Source organism: Agromyces sp. H66 (assembly GCF_004959775.1).
Classification (GTDB): domain Bacteria; phylum Actinomycetota; class Actinomycetes; order Actinomycetales; family Microbacteriaceae; genus Agromyces.
On the sequence record NZ_SJZG01000008.1, the window covers coordinates 14108 to 30414 of the forward strand.

The 16307-nt window shown below is 72.4% G+C and carries 13 protein-coding genes; 9 read left to right on the top strand and 4 right to left on the bottom strand.

Annotated features, from left to right (window positions below; genetic code table 11):
• Positions 1–134 precede the first annotated feature (134 nt).
• The 3 genes from EZM51_RS13900 (at position 135) to pntB (ending at position 4897) form a co-directional block, all read left to right on the top strand.
• Complete coding sequence (locus EZM51_RS13900; protein WP_136708898.1) at positions 135–1508, top strand: aminomethyltransferase family protein; 1374 nt, start codon at positions 135–137, stop codon at positions 1506–1508.
• A 379-nt stretch (positions 1509–1887) separates the two neighbouring features.
• Entirely contained in the window at positions 1888–3447 is a 1560-nt protein-coding gene (locus tag EZM51_RS13905; RefSeq protein ID WP_136708900.1) for a Re/Si-specific NAD(P)(+) transhydrogenase subunit alpha, read from the top strand.
• 34 nt (positions 3448–3481) lie between these two features.
• The gene (gene pntB, locus EZM51_RS13910) at positions 3482–4897 is read left to right on the top strand and encodes a Re/Si-specific NAD(P)(+) transhydrogenase subunit beta (protein WP_282568145.1); all 1416 of its coding nucleotides are present in this window, start codon (positions 3482–3484) and stop codon (positions 4895–4897) included.
• Between the two features lie 57 nt (positions 4898–4954).
• Here the strand turns inward: pntB and EZM51_RS13915 are convergent, their stop codons facing one another.
• The gene (locus EZM51_RS13915; RefSeq protein ID WP_136708902.1) at positions 4955–5893 is read right to left on the bottom strand and encodes a CPBP family intramembrane glutamic endopeptidase; all 939 of its coding nucleotides are present in this window, start codon (positions 5891–5893) and stop codon (positions 4955–4957) included.
• Between the two features lie 154 nt (positions 5894–6047).
• Between EZM51_RS13915 and EZM51_RS13920 the strand changes: the two genes are divergently transcribed.
• From EZM51_RS13920 to EZM51_RS13935, 4 genes are all read left to right on the top strand, one after another.
• Positions 6048–8066 (top strand): sensor histidine kinase, encoded by a 2019-nt coding sequence (locus tag EZM51_RS13920; RefSeq protein WP_136708903.1) that lies wholly within the window; start codon positions 6048–6050, stop codon positions 8064–8066.
• Positions 8063–8752, top strand: coding sequence for a response regulator transcription factor (locus EZM51_RS13925; RefSeq protein WP_248305662.1), 690 nt, complete (start codon positions 8063–8065; stop codon positions 8750–8752). The genes EZM51_RS13920 and EZM51_RS13925 overlap by 4 nt, the downstream gene beginning before the upstream one ends.
• Before the next feature lie 130 nt (positions 8753–8882).
• Positions 8883–9470 (top strand): DUF308 domain-containing protein, encoded by a 588-nt coding sequence (locus tag EZM51_RS13930; protein ID WP_136708905.1) that lies wholly within the window; start codon positions 8883–8885, stop codon positions 9468–9470.
• A complete protein-coding gene (locus tag EZM51_RS13935) occupies positions 9467–9739 on the top strand; it encodes a hypothetical protein (RefSeq protein WP_211195916.1) in 273 nt (90 codons plus the stop codon). Before EZM51_RS13930 ends, EZM51_RS13935 begins: the two co-directional genes overlap by 4 nt.
• Before the next feature lie 106 nt (positions 9740–9845).
• Here EZM51_RS13935 and EZM51_RS13940 read toward each other — a convergent pair whose 3' ends face one another.
• A complete protein-coding gene (locus EZM51_RS13940; RefSeq protein ID WP_136708907.1) occupies positions 9846–12755 on the bottom strand; it encodes a LuxR family transcriptional regulator in 2910 nt (969 codons plus the stop codon).
• A gap of 142 nt (positions 12756–12897) precedes the next feature.
• On the opposite strand from EZM51_RS13940, the gene EZM51_RS13945 reads away from it, so the two are divergent.
• A complete protein-coding gene (locus EZM51_RS13945; protein WP_136708909.1) occupies positions 12898–13197 on the top strand; it encodes a hypothetical protein in 300 nt (99 codons plus the stop codon).
• Positions 13198–13326: 129 nt separating this feature from the next.
• On the opposite strand, the gene purB is transcribed toward EZM51_RS13945, so the two are convergent.
• Together purB and EZM51_RS13955 are read right to left on the bottom strand one after the other, a co-directional pair.
• Positions 13327–14706 carry an adenylosuccinate lyase gene (gene purB / locus EZM51_RS13950; RefSeq protein ID WP_136708910.1) on the bottom strand — a complete coding sequence of 460 codons (1380 nt, stop codon included), beginning with the start codon at positions 14704–14706 and terminating at the stop codon, positions 13327–13329.
• Entirely contained in the window at positions 14703–15230 is a 528-nt protein-coding gene (locus EZM51_RS13955) for a low molecular weight protein-tyrosine-phosphatase (RefSeq protein WP_136708912.1), read from the bottom strand. Before EZM51_RS13955 ends, purB begins: the two co-directional genes overlap by 4 nt.
• 87 nt (positions 15231–15317) lie before the next feature.
• Between EZM51_RS13955 and EZM51_RS13960 the strand changes: the two genes are divergently transcribed.
• Positions 15318–16238, top strand: a complete 921-nt coding sequence (locus EZM51_RS13960) for an aminoglycoside phosphotransferase family protein (protein WP_136708914.1) — start codon at positions 15318–15320, stop codon at positions 16236–16238.
• Positions 16239–16307: the final 69 nt, after the last annotated feature.

The window sequence follows — 16307 nt, forward strand, 5'->3', positions numbered from 1 at the left end:
GGCGCGGCCGTGATGGCGCCCGGGTCCTTCCGTTGAACTGAAGTCCAGCGGCACGCCGGACGAACGTGCTCGTAGACTCCGAGCGTGCGCGGCCGATGACGGCGTGCGCGCCACCAGACCGGAAGAGGACGATGATGACTTCGGAAAGCCTTGCGCACGCGATCGAGAGGGTCGGCAGCCCCGTCGAGCTGCTGCGCAACCAGAACTGGCCCGCCTTCACCTTCCCCGTCGCGCCCGAGTTCACGAACTGGCGCGACGAGCAGCGGGCATGGTCGACCTCCGTCGCGCTCATGGACCAGTCGCACCACATGACGCAGCTCTTCCTCGGCGGCTCCGACCTGATCGACCTGCTGTCGTCGATCTCGCCGAACACGTTCGCGACCTTCCGCGCCGGCGTCGCGAAGCAGCTCATCGCCGTGAACAAGGACGGCTACCTCATCGGCGACGGGATCCTGTTCTACAACTCCGACGATCGCGAGGGGCGCGTGCTCATCGGGCACCACCTGCTCATCGACTGGGTGCGCTTCAACGTCGAGAAGGCCGAGGCCGCAGGCAAGGACGTGCATCACCGCCTCGAGGCGAACTCGCACATGCGCGGCGGCGTCGACCCGACCTTCTACCGCTACGAGTTGCAGGGACCCGAGGCGAACAGGGTGATGGAGAAGCTCTTCGGCGGGCCCGTGCCCGAGGTGAAGTTCTTCCACATCGCCGACTTCACGATCGCCGGCCGGCCCGTGAAGGCGCTGCGGCACGGCATGGCGGGCCAGCCGGGCTTCGAGTTCTATGGGCCGTGGGCCGACAACCAGGTCGTGCTCGACGCGATCATGGAGGCGGGCGAGGAGTTCGACATCCGGCGCGTCGGTGCCAAGGCGTACTCGTCGACCCCGCTGGAGTCGGGCTGGGTGCCGACGCCGTTCCCCGCGATCTTCGACGACGACTTCGCCGAGTACCGCGAGTGGCTGCCTGCCGCCCGAGCCGGCTCGATCGGCGGATCGCTGACATCCGACGACATCCACGACTACTACATGACGCCGTTCGATCTCGGCCTCGGCCGCTCGGTCCGATTCGACCACGACTTCCACGGCCGCGAGGCGCTCGAGAAGATCGCCGCGGACCCGAAGCGCCGCAAGGTCACGCTGCTGTGGAACGCCGAGGATGTCGCCGACATCGTCAAGTCCCAGCTCGAGCCGGGCACGCCGGCGAAGTTCCTCGACTTCCCGAAGGCCCGGTACGGCCTCTTCCAGATGGACGAGGTGCTGCAGGACGGCAAGCGGGTCGGCATCTCGACCGACGCGGGCTACGTCGCCTACGACCAGCTCTACATGTCGCTCGCCACCCTCGACGTCGAGATCCCCGACGGCGCGGTCGTCGAGGTCGTCTGGGGCGAGGATCCGATCTCGCGCAAGGACTCGGTCGACCGGCACCACCGCCAGGTGCGCATCCGGGCGACCGTGGCGCCCGCGCCGTTCCACGACTACGCGCGGTCGGTCTACCGTGGGGTGGCCTGAGCCGACGGTCGCACGCCCGCCACGAGCCGTCCGGGAGCTGTCGAACAGCTCTCGGACGGCTCGCTCGTCGCGCCCCTTCCCGGCCGTGACTTTTCCGCCCGCTGAAAGATCTTCAGATCTTTCCATCTCCGGGGGCGCGATTCGGCACGAACTGCGAAATCTGCGACATACTCTGAACCACGTGCAGCTGCGCCCCGGCGCGGGACTCCCGAGCCGGCCGCGCCGCTGCACTCCGTGCACGAGGTGAACCCGAAGACGCCTCGCACCAGGGCGCATTCGCGCGCTCGAGGGGCGTATCGTTTCCGGCCAAGCCGCATGCACGCGCACAGCTGCAGGTCGCGTGGCCGACGACGGCTGCTTCGACGAGGAGGAGAACCACATGACGCGTATCGGGGTGGTCACCGAGCAGGGCTCGGAGACCCGGGTGGCGGCGACGCCGGCGACCGTGAAGCAGTTGATCGGGCTCGGCTACGAGGTCGTGGTCGAGCCGGGCGCGGGTGCTGCATCGTCGTTCCCGGATGCCGCGTACGTCGACGCCGGGGCATCCGTCGTCTCCCATCCGGAGGCGTGGTCGAGCGGCATCGTGCTCAAGGTGAACCCTCCGACCGACGACGAGATCGCCCAGCTCCAGCCGGGCACGACCCTCATCGGCCTGCTGAGCCCCGCGCTGCGGCCCGAGCTGCTCGCGGCGCTGTCGGCCCGCGGGGTCACCGCGCTCGCCCTCGACGCGGTGCCGCGCATCTCGCGCGCGCAGTCGATGGACGTGCTGAGCTCGATGGCGAACATCGCCGGCTATCGCGCGGTCGTCGAGGCGGCCCACGAGTTCGGCCGGTTCTTCACCGGCCAGGTCACGGCGGCGGGCAAGGTGCCGCCGGCGAAGGTGCTCGTCGCGGGCGCCGGTGTCGCCGGCCTCGCCGCGATCGGCGCGGCATCCAGCCTCGGCGCCATCGTGCGCGCCACCGACCCGCGTCCCGAGGTCGCCGATCAGGTGAAGTCGATCGGCGGCGAGTACCTCAAGGTCGAGGTCGACGAGGTCATGGAGTCCTCCGACGGGTACGCGAAGGCGACGAGCGAGGCCTACGATCGCCGCGCCGCCGAGATCTACACCGAGCAGGCGCGCGACGTCGACATCATCATCACCACGGCCCTGATCCCGGGTCGCCCGGCGCCGAAGCTGATCACGGCGGCGGATGTCGCGGGCATGAAGTCGGGCAGCGTCATCGTCGACATGGCCGCCGGCATGGGCGGCAACGTCGAGGGCTCGGTCGCGGGCGAGCGCATCGTCACGCCGAACGGCGTCGTCATCCTCGGCTACACCGATCTCGCGTCGCGGCTTCCCACGCAGGCGTCGCAGCTCTACGGCACGAACCTCGTGAACCTGCTCAAGCTGCTGACCCCCGGCAAGGACGGTCAGCTCGTCATCGACTTCGACGACATCGTGCAGCGATCGGTGACGGTCGTGCGCGAGGGCGAGACCACGTGGCCGCCGCCGCCCGTGCAGGTCTCCGCGGCGCCGGCCGCGAAGGCTCCGGCGACGGATGCCGCGACCGCCGCTGCCCCGAAGCCCAAGCGCACCCTCTCGAAGGGGGGCCGCCTCGCGCTCATCGCCGCCGGCATCGCCGCGCTGTTCCTGGTGAACGCCTTCGCACCCGACCCGCTGCCGCAGCACTTCACGGTGCTCGTGCTCTCGGTCGTGGTGGGCTTCTACGTCATCGGCAAGGTCGCGCACGCGCTGCACACCCCGCTGATGAGCGTGACGAACGCCATCTCGGGCATCATCATCGTCGGCGCGATCGTGCAGGTCACGAGCGACGTGCTCGTCGTGCAGGTGCTCTCGACGATCGCCATCCTCATCGCCAGCATCAACATCTTCGGTGGATTCGCGGTGACCAGGCGCATGCTCGGGATGTTCGCCAAGGGCGACCGGGCAAGCAGCTGACCGCGCGAACGACGACGTCCCCTAGGAGCCCCCTGTGCCTGAAACCCTGTTGACCCCCGAGTCCATCGCGGGCGCCGCCTACATCGTCGCGGCCCTGCTCTTCATCATGAGCCTCGCCGGCCTGAGCCGCCACGAGAGTTCCCGCGCCGGCGTGACCTACGGCATGATCGGCATGGCCATCGCGCTCGTCGCCACCGTCTGGCTGACGTTCAGCGACGGCTGGGGCGAGCCGGCCGTCATGGTCGGCCTCGGCCTGCTCGTCGCAGCCGTGATCATCGGCGCCGCCATCGGCCTCTGGCGGGCCCGCCGCGTGCAGATGACGGGCATGCCCGAGCTCATCGCGCTGCTGCACAGCTTCGTCGGCCTCGCCGCCGTGCTCGTCGGCTGGAACGGCGCACTCGCGGAGCCCGAACTCGAGGGTGCGCTGCGCGACATCCACCACGCCGAGGTCTTCATCGGCGTGTTCATCGGCGCCGTGACGTTCACCGGATCGATCGTGGCGTTCCTCAAGCTGTCGGCGCGCATGAAGTCGGCGCCGCTCGTGCTGCCGGGCAAGAACGTGCTCAACCTCGGCGCGCTCGTCGTGTTCGTGGCCCTCACGGTCTGGTACGTCATCACGCCGGAGCTGTGGCTGCTCGTCGTCGTGACCGCCCTCGCCCTCGCACTCGGCTGGCACCTCGTGGCCTCGATCGGCGGCGGCGACATGCCGGTCGTCGTCTCGATGCTGAACAGCTACTCGGGCTGGGCCGCGGCCGCGGCGGGCTTCCTGCTCGACAACGACCTGCTCATCGTCACCGGTGCGCTCGTCGGCTCCTCGGGTGCGTACCTGTCGTACATCATGTGCCGGGCCATGAACCGGTCGTTCATCTCGGTGATCGCGGGCGGGTTCGGCATCGAGGCGCCGAAGAAGGGCGACGAGGAGGTCGGCGAGCACCGCGAGATCCAGGCAGCGGATGCCGCGGAGATGCTGAAGGACGCGACGAGCGTGGTCATCACGCCGGGCTACGGCATGGCCGTCGCGCAGGCCCAGTACCCCGTCGCCGAGCTCACGCAGAAGCTGCGCGAGCGCGGCATCGACGTGCGGTTCGGCATCCACCCGGTCGCCGGTCGCCTGCCGGGGCACATGAACGTGCTGCTCGCCGAGGCGAAGGTTCCCTACGACATCGTCGAGGAGATGGACGAGATCAACGACGACCTGGCGTCGACGTCGGTCGTGCTCGTCATCGGCGCGAACGACACGGTGAACCCGGCCGCCGCCGAGGATCCGGGCAGCCCGATCGCCGGGATGCCGGTGCTGCGCGTCTGGGAGGCCGACAACGTCATCGTGTTCAAGCGTTCCATGGCGTCGGGCTACGCCGGCGTGGCCAACCCGCTGTTCTACCGCGACAACGCCCAGATGCTGTTCGGCGACGCCAAGGACCGCGTCGAGGACATCCTCAAGGCGCTCTGACCCGTTCGACGAGTGGCGGATGCCACGGCCTCGCGCCGCGGCATCCGTCACTTCTCCCTACTGGACGACCGGGCGGTCGAGTTGCGCCGTACGCGCCGCGCGGCGCCCGCGCCACAGCGGCAGGGTGACGAGCGCGGCGACCACGGCACCGGCGGCGGTCAGCACGCCGCCCTCGCCGATGAACCACTCGCTCGCGTCGGTGGGAACCGTGACGAACTCGGCCACGAAGTAGATGCTCGCGTTGAGGGTCGCGTGCAGCACGAGCACCGGCCAGATGCTGCGGGTGCGCACGCGAAGCCACACCATCGGGAACGAGAACGCGAGGCACTGGATCGCGAACATCGCGATGGCCCACGCGACCGGGATGCCGTCGACCACCGCGCCGGGCACGAACAGCATCATCGGCACATGGCAGGCGGCCCAGCTGACTCCGACGATGACGGCCGTGACATCCGGGCTGCGGAATGCGGCGAGCCGTGCCGTCACGAAGGAGCTCCAGCCCAACTGCTCGCCGAGGGCGAGCGCCATGAAGGGCAGCACGCCGGGGATGAGGCCGACCACGACGGCGAGGATCGGCGGCATGCCCGTGCCCGCCTCCAGCCTCGTCGGGTCGAAGCCGGCGACGCCCGTGAGCCAGCCGGCCGAGTAGGCGGTGAACACGGCGATCACGGAGAAGAGCCACGCGATGCCGATGGTGCGCCACGGCGTGCGCCGGAAGCCCCAGTCGGGCCCGCGGCGGCCCACCGCCCACGCGACGAGCATGGCGACCGTGGGCGCGAAGGCGCCGCCGAACAGGGCGAGTTGCCCGATCACGGGCGCATCGTCGAGCGTGCGCATGTCGACGCCGTTCGCGACGGCGACGGCGACGAGGCCGGGCACGATGAGCGCGAGGCTCAGGCCGTAGGCCCAGAACTGCCGGCGGGTGCGCCGGTCGATGGAACGTGGGCGGCCGGATGCCGCGGCGTCGGCGATCTCGGCGGGAGTCGTGTGTGTCATGCCTCCACCTCACCGCGGCACCCGGTCCCGTCGCCTGATCCGCGGGTCCCCTTCCGGGCCCGGATGACGCCCGCCCGCCGCGCCGACCCGGGTCCCGGGCGGATCGGGACCCGGGTCCCTTCCGGGGCGCGCCGGGAGGGGAGAGGATCGTCTCGTGCAACCACCTGTCACCCGCGCGCCCTGGGCGTTCCCGATCGTCTGCGCGTTGGCCGTGGTCGTGGGCGCGTCGCTCGCGGTCGCCGGCGGTGCGATGGAGACCGAGTACCTCGCGCTCGACGCTGCCGTGGCCTTCAGCTACCCCGTGGTCGGCGCGCTCATCCTCACGCGTTGGCCGAGGCATCCGGTGGGTGCCCTCTTCGTCGTCGGCGGCGCCGGGCTGGCCGCGCAGGCCCTCGTCGGTGGCTACGCGGCCTTCGCCGCCGAGCACGACTGGGCCGGCGCCCAGCTCGCCGCCTGGATCATGAACTGGGTCTTCCTCGTCGGGCTGGGGCCGTTGCTCCTCCTGCCCCTGCTCCTGCCCGACGGTCGGCTCCCGAACCCGCGCTGGCGCGGTGTGCTGTGGGCGCTCGCCACGGCGCTCGCGGCGCTCGTCGCACTCCTGATGGTGCGCGACGAGCTCTGGATGTGGGGCGAGGTCTCCCCGAACCCGGTCGGGTTCGCCTCCACCGAGGCGATCGTCGCGCCCGCGTTCCTCCTCGTCATGCTCGCGCTCGCCGTCGCGAACGTCGCGGCGATCGTCGTGCGCGTGCGCCGGGGAAGCGACTCCCGTCGTCGCCTGCTGCCGATCCTCGTGGCCGTCGCGCTCATCGTCGTCGCCGTGGTCGCCGATGCGGTACTGCCCCCCGAGCCGCCGATCGGCATCTGGCTCCTCGTGGCGGCGCTTCCGCTCCTGCCCATCGCGACGGCGTTCTCGATCTTCCGCACCAGGCTCTTCGACATCGAGGTGGGGGTGCGGCGCACGGTCGTCTACGTGATCGTGGCGGCGGTGCTGCTGGCCGCCTACATCGCGGTCGTGGCCGTGTTCCATACGCTGCTGCCCGCCGGCGGCGGCGCGGCGCCGATCCTCGCGACGGCCGTCGTCGCCGTGGCCTTCGCGCCCGTGCGAGACGTGGTGCAACGCGCGGTGGCTCGGCTCCTCTTCGGTTCCCGGGGCGACCCCTCGACGGCGCTGTCGAGGCTGGCGCAGCGGCTCGAGGCGGCCGCGAGCGGCTCCGAACTGCTCGACGGCGCCGCCGAGACGGTCGCGGTGACCCTGCGGCTGCCGTCGGCGACGATCGTCGACGACGCGGGTGACGTGGTCTCGGCGTGGGCCGAAACGCACCCGGACGCGGAGACCGAGACGGTCGGGCGGCCGCCGGCGCATGCAGCGACGGATGCCGCGGCCGCACGGGTCCCGCTCCGCACCGCCGGCCGGCTCGAGGGCACCCTCCTCGTCGCGCCGCGGTCACCGGGCGAGCAGCTCTCGCGAGCCGACCTCGAGGTGCTCGACGAGCTCGCCCGGCCGCTCGCGGTGGCGCTCGCCGCGTTGCGCCTCGACCGCGAGGTGCAGCGGTCGCGGGAGCGACTCGCGATCGCCCGGGAGGACGAGCGCCGCCGCCTGCGCCGGGAGCTGCACGACGGCCTCGGCCCGGGGCTCGCCGCGATCGGCATCGAGCTCGACGTCGCCGGCGCGCGCACGTCGGGCCCCGCGGCGGCATCGATCGAACGGGCGCGCGAGCTCACCGCCTCGCTCGTCGGCGAGGTGCGGCGCATCGTGCACGACCTCCGCCCGGCCGCGCTCGACGAGCTCGGCCTCGTCGGCGCGCTCGAGGACCTCGCGCTGAGCGCGGGCGCCGGCGCCGGTACGAGGGGCCCTCGGGTGGAGTTCGCGCCGCGGCATCCGCTGCCCCCGCTCTCGGCCGCCGTCGAGGTGGCCGCCTACCGCATCGCGCAGGAGGCGGTGGCGAACGCGATGCGGCACGCCGGGGCGGGCACGGTGCGGGTGTCGCTCACCGCGACGCCCGACGCGCTCGTCGTCGAGGTGGAGGACGACGGTTCCGGCATGCCCGCCGAGCCCGTCGAAGGCGTCGGCTCGGGCAGCATGCGCGAGCGAGCCCAGGAACTCGGCGGCGCCCTGCAACGCACCGACCGTCCGGGCGGTGGCACGATCGTGAGAGCGGAGCTGCCGCTGTGACCGACGGAGAGGGCGACGCCATGGAACGCACGCAGGGCCTGCGGGTGGTCCTGGTCGATGACCACCCGATGCTGCGCCGCGGGCTCCGTTCGCTGCTCGAGGAGGTCGGCGGCGCCACCGTGGTGGGCGAGGCCGGCGACGGCGAGACGGCCATCGCCCTCGCCCTCGAGCTCGACCCCGACGTGGTCGTGATGGACCTCGCGATGCCCGGCGTCTCGGGCATCGAGGCGACCCGGCGGCTGGCCGACGCGCGTCCCGACCTCGGCGTGCTCGTGCTCACCATGAGCGACGACGACGCGTCGGTGTTCGCCGCGCTGCGCGCCGGCGCGCGCGGCTACGTGCTGAAGGGCCAGGCCGGCACCGAGTTCCTCGACGCCGTGCGAGCGGTGGCCCGCGGCGAGGCGGTGTACGGCCCGGGCGTCGCCGGCCGCATCCGCGGATTCCTGCTCGGTGGGCCGGTCGGCGAGGCGGCGGCCGACGCGGTGCCGTTCCCAGAGCTCACCCCGCGCGAGCGCGAGATCCTCGATCTCCTGGCCGACGGATGCCCCAACGCCGAGATCGCCCGTCGCCTCTACCTCAGCCCGAAGACCGTGAAGAACCACCTCACCAACGTGTTCGCGAAGCTGCAGGTCGCCGACCGGGCGCAGGCCGTGGTGCGCGCACGACAGGCGGGACTCGGCACATGACGGTTCGCCGCGGGGCGCTCGGCTCGGGGCATCCGTTCGGCTCGCGGCATCCACTCGGCTCGCGGCATCCGCGCAGGAAGGCGGCGCGTAGGATGGATCGGTACCCCCCTCCGATGTGAAAGAGGTCGCCGTGGCCACCGCCCGCGATGCAGCCCCGGAGCGCGCAGCCCATTCCTGGGTCGTCCCGGTCGTGCGCGGCGCGCTCGCCGTCGTCCCCGGCGTGGCCATCGCGTTCTCGCAGGACCACTCCGCGGGGCTCGGGCTCCTGGTGTTCGGCATCTGGGCGCTCGTCTCCGGGCTCGTGGTCGGCGCGCTCGCCCTGCGCGACGCGACGGTCCCCGGAGTCCGCTCCCTGTTCGCGGTGAACGCGGTGGTCACGGTCGTGGCCGGCATCCTCGCCCTGACCGTGCCCGGCGGGCTGGCGTTCCTCCTCTACCTCGTCAGCGTGTGGGCGGCCGTCACCGGCTTCGTCGAGATCTACGCGGGCCTCCGCTCGCGCGGCCGCACCGCCGCCGCCCGCGACTGGATCGCCGCGGGCGCCTTCACGGCGCTGCTCGCGATCGTGTTCCTGCTCCTGCCGCCCGACGCCGTCACCGCGGTCGGACTGCTCGGCGCCTACCTCGTGATCCTGGGCGTCTACCTCGTCATCGGCGGATTCTCGTTGAAATGGGCCGCGGCGCCCGACCGCGCTGCCGCCGGAACGGAGCAGCACCCGTGAGCCAGTCCCCCGGCGAGTTCAAGCCGAGCCGACGCGACATGCTGCGACCGATCGAGTACGTCGGCGGTTCGGCGATCGCCGCCGTCTTCACGAGCCTCATCGTGCTCATGGTGACCCGCGACGTGACGCTCACGCTCATCACTGCGGCCGGCGTGTTCATCGTCGTGCTCGTGGTGCTGGCGCTCTTCGCGATGGCCGTGAAGCCGGATGCCTCGGGGCCCGACGACCCCGACGACGCACCGCCCCCGCCGCCCTCCGCGCACGGCTGACGCCGACCCGACCCGCCCGCTGCGCCACCTCGGCGCCCTGTGCGCCAGCACAACTGGCGCAAAGGGCGCGCAACCGGCGCAGACGCGCACGTGGCGCGGGCGCGGGCTACTCGACGCGGGCGCGGGCGAGGCGCGCGAGGTCCAGCCGGTTCCGCGTGCCCGTCTTCCGCAGCAGGTTGGAGACGTGCGAGCTCACGGTCTTCTCGCTGATGTACAGCTCGCGCGCGATCTCGCCGTAGCTGCGTCCCGCGACGATGAACGCGAGGATCTCGCGCTCGCGTTCGGTGAGCCCGTGCGCCTCGGCGACACCGGCGAGGGCGAGGTCGGATGCCGCGTGCTCGACCGTCTCCGTCGGGATGCGCGCGCTGCGCGCGATCGCGAGCAGTTCCCCGACGATGGGCGCGGCGCCGAGGGCGTGCGCGGTCTCCAGCCCCCGCCGGACGGCATTGGCGGCCCGTGACCGCTCGGCCGGCAGATGCACGAGGACGGCCTCGGCCTCCCGCAGCAGGGCGTAGGACTCCTCCCACGCGAGGGCCGCATGATGCGCGGCCTCGACCGCTTCGGCCCAGCGGTCCGGCGCGAGCGGATCGGCCTCGGCGCGCGCGCGTTCCCCGATCGCCAGGCACGTCAAGGCGTGCTGCTCCTCCCGGCTGGTTCCCGCGCCTCCCGCCGGCATGAACGGCGCGGCCATCCTCGTGTCGCCGAGATGCTCGCCGAGCAGGGCGCGCAGTCGCCGCAGCAGGCCGGCCACGTCGGCGCCGTGATCGCGTGACTCCTGCACCCGATCGGCGATGGCGCGGGCGGCGAGCGGGAGCAGCCACGGGTGCATCGCCACGGGCGACGCGTGACGCGCGAGTCCGTCGACCGCCGTACGCTCCGCCGCGGCGACCTCGCCGGCCGCCAGGAGGACCTCGGTCCGCACCACGTGGAAGGGATACGACAGGAATCCGCCCTGTTCGGCGAAGAGTTCGTCGGCGCGTTCCAGGTGCGCCTTCGCCTCGTCGATCCGGCCCTGGCCGGCCGAGAGCCGCGCGGCGGTGAGTCGTGCGTTGACGTCGACGAGGGGGCCGGGGTCCGAACCGAGGGCGACGCGGAGCCGCTCGACGGCCTCGTGCCAGCCGCCGACGATGACCAGCTCCCGCGCCTCGGTGGCCGACAGCATGGCGATGCACGCCGGCGGCGCCCCGTACTCGCTCATCTCCTGCCGATGGGTGCGCAACTGCGCGAGGATGTCGCGACGGGCGACGTTCGCGTAGGACCCCCAGATCGCCGAGCGCATCGCGACCCACGGGTCACCCGCCGCGAGTCCCGCACGGAAGGCCTCCCGGGCGAGGGCGAGGGCGGCGGTGCGGTTCCCGTTCACGTTGTGCACGAGGGCTTTCGCCGAGATCGCGTAGGCGAGGGTCCGCTCGTCGCCGGTGGCGGTGGCGAGGCGCACACCCCGCTCGGCGAGTTCGTGCATCTCGGGATCGCGTCGGAGGGCGAGCGCGTGCGCGAGTTCGGCGACCGCAAGTGCTGCAGCCGTGCTGCCCGGAGCCGCAGACGCGAGTCGGACCGCCTCGCGCGCGTCCGCAGGGTCGATGTACCCCCGTCCGGTGCGGAAGCGCAGGTGCATCCGGCGCACCAGGAGCACGGCGGCCTCGAGCGGATGCTCCGCCCGGTCGAGCCCGTCGAGGCGGGCCGTGACGGCGCCCCACTCCTGCTCGACGTCGCCCGCCGCGACCGCGGCGTCATCCAGGCGGCGCAGGAGATCCGGGCGGGAGATGCCCCGGTCGGGGAGGAGATCCGCCGATTCCACCGCGCGATGCAGCAGCCGCACGCGCTCCCGCGCGCCGCCGGCGCGGGCGGCTTCGTCGGCCGCCCGGAGAAGTGCGCCGAACGCCGTCTGGGTCTCGCCTGCCGCATCATGGTGGTCGGCGGCCTTGACGAACCACTCCACCGGAGGATCGTCCGATTCGGCGATGACCTGGTCGAAGTACCGGGCCAGCGCGGCATGGCGCGTGCGCAGGTCGTCGGGCGGGATGGAGGCGATCAGTGCTTCCGCGATGAGCGGGTGATGGAACCAGTAGCTCCGCTGCTCGCCCGGCTCGAGGATGCCCGCGGTGACGAGGTCTCGGGTGGTCGCCGACAACTCGCCGACCGGGATCCCGGTGACGGTCGAGAGCCGATCGAGGGCCACCGGGCCTCCGAACAGGGCGATCGTCCTCGTCAACTCCCTGGCACGCTCGGGCAGCCGCGCCCATGTTCGGAGCACGGCGCCGCGCAGGTCCTCGGGCAGCCGCACGCCGGCTCGCCGCGCGTGCTGGTCGAGCCCGGTGACGAGGAGCTTCGTGAGGTACGGATTGCCGCGCGCGCGGTCGTACACGTCCTGGACCAGGGATTCGTGCACGGCCCCGCCGAGCAGCGACGCGATCAGCCGCGATGTGGCGAACCGATCGAGCGGGGCCACCGTTCGGGAGACGACCCGCGGAAGCCGGTGCACGTCGGCCAACCAGGGCTCGATGAGGCGCCGATCGCCCACCTCGGTCGATCGCAGGGTGCCGATGATGCCCAGCGGCCGGTCCTCGGGCCCGGCGATGAGGAACATCAGGCAGTCGAGGGTGCTCTCGTCGGCCCACTGCAGGTCGTCGATGGCGAGCAGCACGGGTCGATCGCCCGCCAGGCGGGTGAGCAGGTCGTCGACGCGAAGCGGCACCGCCGAGAGGTCGTCGGCTCCCGTGAAGAGGTCGCCGCCCAGACCGTCGAGCGCCAGCCGGTCGGCGGCGGCGCGCAGCGCCGAGCGCAGCGCGAGGAACGGCAACGACAGGCTCGACAGCGGCAGGCAGCGTCCGCTGAGCACGAGTGCCTCGGAGGCGAACCTCGACACGACCGCGTCGAGGAGCGAGGTCTTGCCGATGCCCGCCTCCCCCGACAGGAGCAGCGTCGATGCCGTGCCGGCGGTCACGCCGCCGAGCACACGTCCGATGTCGTCGAGCTCGGCATCCCGACCGACGAGCAAGCGCTCCCCCGGCGCCATGCGCTCATTCTGGCGGGCGAGGGGGTTCGCGTCCAGCGTGCGCGTTCCCGCAGATCTGAGGGGGTGTGCCGGATGCCGCGTCGCCCGGCCCGGTGGACGGTGTCGTCATCGCATTCGCGATCATCACACGAAGGGAACGATCATGATCCAGTCGATGCGCGGACGCCTGGCCGCCGGAGCCGCCGTCGTGGCGGCATTCGCCATCGCCACCGTCGGCCTCAACGGCCCGGCCGGCGCCATTCCCGAGCCTCCGCCCGTGCCGCCGCTGCCGTCGCCGGTGCCGTCGGAGGTGACGTCGGCCGAACCCACCGGCGCCGACTCCGGTCACCGGGACACGCGCCTGGAGCCCATCGAGCGCGTCGGGAGGCAGTTCGTCCGAGGCGACAGCCTCACGGGCGCCGGCGTGCCGGCTCCGGAGTGGGTGCCGACGCTCTCCTGGTGAGAACGCGTCGGGCGCTCCCGTGGCGCTGCGCCACCTCTGCGCCGGTTGCGCCGGCACGACTGGCGCAGCCGGCGCGCAACTGGCGCAGACGCGTGCGGGCGCTCCCGTGGCGCGGGCGCGGGCGCCGGCCTAGAGGCGGTCGACGAGCGTCGACGCGATGCCCGTGTAGCCGCCCGGCGTGAGCGCCATCAGGCGCTGCTTCGCGGCATCCCCGATCTCGAGGCCCTCGATGAACGCCGCGAGGTCGGCGGCGCCGACGCGCTTGCCCCGGGTGAGCTCCTTGAGGAGCGCGTACGGGTCGGTGATCGTCGAGCGCCCGGCGACGACCTCGGCGCGGATGACCGTCTGGATCGCCTCGCCGAGCACCTCCCAGTTGCCGTCGAGGTCGGCGGCGAGCACGTCGGCGTCGAGGTCGATCTCGCCGAGGCCGCGCTGGATGTTGTCGAGCGCGAGCAGCGAGTGGCCGAAGCCCACGCCGATGTTGCGCTGCGCGCTCGAGTCGGTGAGATCGCGTTGCAGCCGCGAGGTCACGAGCGTGGCGGCGAGCGAGTCGAGCACCGCGCTCGACAGCTCGAGGTTCGCCTCGGCGTTCTCGAACCGGATCGGGTTGACCTTGTGCGGCATCGTCGACGAACCCGTGGCGCCGGCGGCCGGGATCTGCCTGAAGTAGCCGAGCGAGATGTACGTCCAGATGTCGGTGGCGAGGTTGTGCAGCACCCGGTTCGCGTGGCTGACGCGGGCGTAGAGCTCCGCCTGCCAGTCGTGCGACTCGATCTGGGTGGTGAGCGGGTTCCACGTGAGGCCGAGCGACTCGACGAACTCGCGCGAGACGTCGGGCCACGCGACATCCGGTGCCGCGACCACGTGCGCCGAGAAGGTGCCGGTCGCGCCCGAGAACTTGCCCAGGTATTCGGTGGCCTCGACCTGGGTCGCGATGCGGCCGAGACGGTGCGCGAAGACCGCGAGCTCCTTGCCCATGGTGGTGGGCGTCGCGGGCTGGCCGTGGGTGCGCGAGAGCATGGCGACGTCGCGGTGCTCGGCCGCGAGGGCGGCGACGGCGTCGATGACGGCACGGAGCTTCGGCAGCCACACCTGCTGCACGGCGTCGCGCACGGTGATGGCGTACGAGAGGTTGTTGATGTCCTCGCTCGTGCACGCGAAGTGCGTGAGCTCCCCGATGGCGTCGAGGCCGAGCAGTTCGAGCCGGCGGCGCACGTAGTACTCGACGGCCTTCACGTCGTGCCGCGTGGTGGCCTCGAGGGCGGCGAGTTCGTCGATGTCGGCCTGTCCGAACTCGGTCACGACGCTGCGCAGCTGCGCCCGCTGCTCATCGGAGAGCGGCGACGAGCCGAAGAGCCGCCGGTCGGTCTGCGCGATGAGCCACTCCACCTCGACCTGCACGCGGGCGCGGTTGAGGCCCGCCTCCGAGAGGTGCTCGCCGAGCTCGCCGACCGCCGCGCGGTACCGTCCGTCGAGCGGGCTGAGCGGCTGGGGAGGCAGCGAAGTCATCGGATTCCTTGTCTGAGTGCGGGGGCGAGTTGCCGGAAGAGCGCCTGGGTCGACCGCTCTATCATCCCAAGAACTCGATCGAAGGTCGCCGCGTCGGAGTAATAGGGGTCGGGCACGTCCTGCAGCGCGGCGAGTTCGGGGTCGAACTCCAGCAGCAGCCGCACCTTCTCCTGGTCGACCTGCGACGGCGCCCAGTTACGCAGGATCCGCAGTTGCCCCCGGTCGAACGCGACGACGAGGTCGAGCGCGGGGAAGTCCTCGGCGTCGAACTGGCGTGCCCTGTGGTGCGTGCCGTCGTAGCCGGCGCGCTCGAGGGCGTCGAGGGTGCGCTGGTCGGCCTGTTCGCCCACGTGCCAGTCCCCCGTCGACGCCGACTCGATGACGATGCGCTCGCCGAGTCCGGCTCGTTCGGCGAGGGAGCGCAACACCACCTCGGCCATCGGCGAGCGGCAGATGTTGCCGGTGCACACGAAGGACACTCGGAAGAGCTGCGCGGCGTCCCCCGCGGGTTCCGCTCGCGTCATGCTCCCATTGTGGACGACCGGGCCCGATCGCACAGCAGCCAATTCGCGGGCTCCGCTACGCTGGTCGCCGCGAACGGAGGAGCGACGATGACGACCCCTCGACCGGCTCAGGACGGCGCGGATGCCCCTCCGCCCGAGCTGCACGTCGACGCCGCGCTCGCGGCGCGGCTCGTGGCGGCACAGCACCCCGATCTCGCGGGGCGGGTCGAGGTCGTGGCGAACGGCTGGGACAACGTGATGTTGCGCCTCGGCGATCGCCACGGAATCCGGATGCCGCGTCGGCGCCTCGCCATCCCGCTCGCGCGCAACGAGCAGCGCTGGCTGCCCGAACTCGCTCCGCGGCTGCCCGTGCCGATCCCGGTCCCCGTGCGCGTCGGCAAGCCCGCGCCCGAACTCGGCTACGACGCGCCGTGGAGCATCGTGCCGTGGTTCCGCGGGGCCGACGCCGTGCGGTTCGACCCGGCGACGCGCGGCGTCGCCGTGAACGGCCTCGCGGCGTTCGTGGCCGAACTGGGCGCCACGCCGGCTCCCCCGGATGCCCCGTCGAACCCGTATCGCGGCGTCCCGCTCGCCGACCGCGACGAAGTCGTGCGCGCCCGCCTCGCCGGCGGGCGGATCCCGCACGCCGAACGCCTGGTCGAGGTGTGGGAGCGCGCGCTCGCCGCACCGGTGTGGTCGGCGCCGGGCGTCTGGCTGCACGGCGATCTGCATCCGGGGAACCTGCTGCTCGCGGCATCCGGATTCCTCACCGCGGTCGTCGATTTCGGCGACCTCACCGCCGGCGACCCGGCGACCGACCTGGCGACCGCGTGGCTGACGTTCGACGCGCGATCCCGGCGGGTGTTCAAGGCCGAGATCGAGCGTCGCCGCGGCCTCGACGAGGCGACGTGGGACCGGGCGCGCGGGTGGGCGCTCGTGCTGGCCTCCGCCGTCGTGGAGCAGGCCGGCGCGTCGACGCCGTTCGGCCGCATGGGCGCCGATGCGCTCGAGCAGGTGCTCGCCGACTGAGGCGGGGTGTCCGAGCCCGTCGGGTCGTCCGGGTCGTCCGGGGCGTCCGTCGGGTCGTCCGGGTCGTCC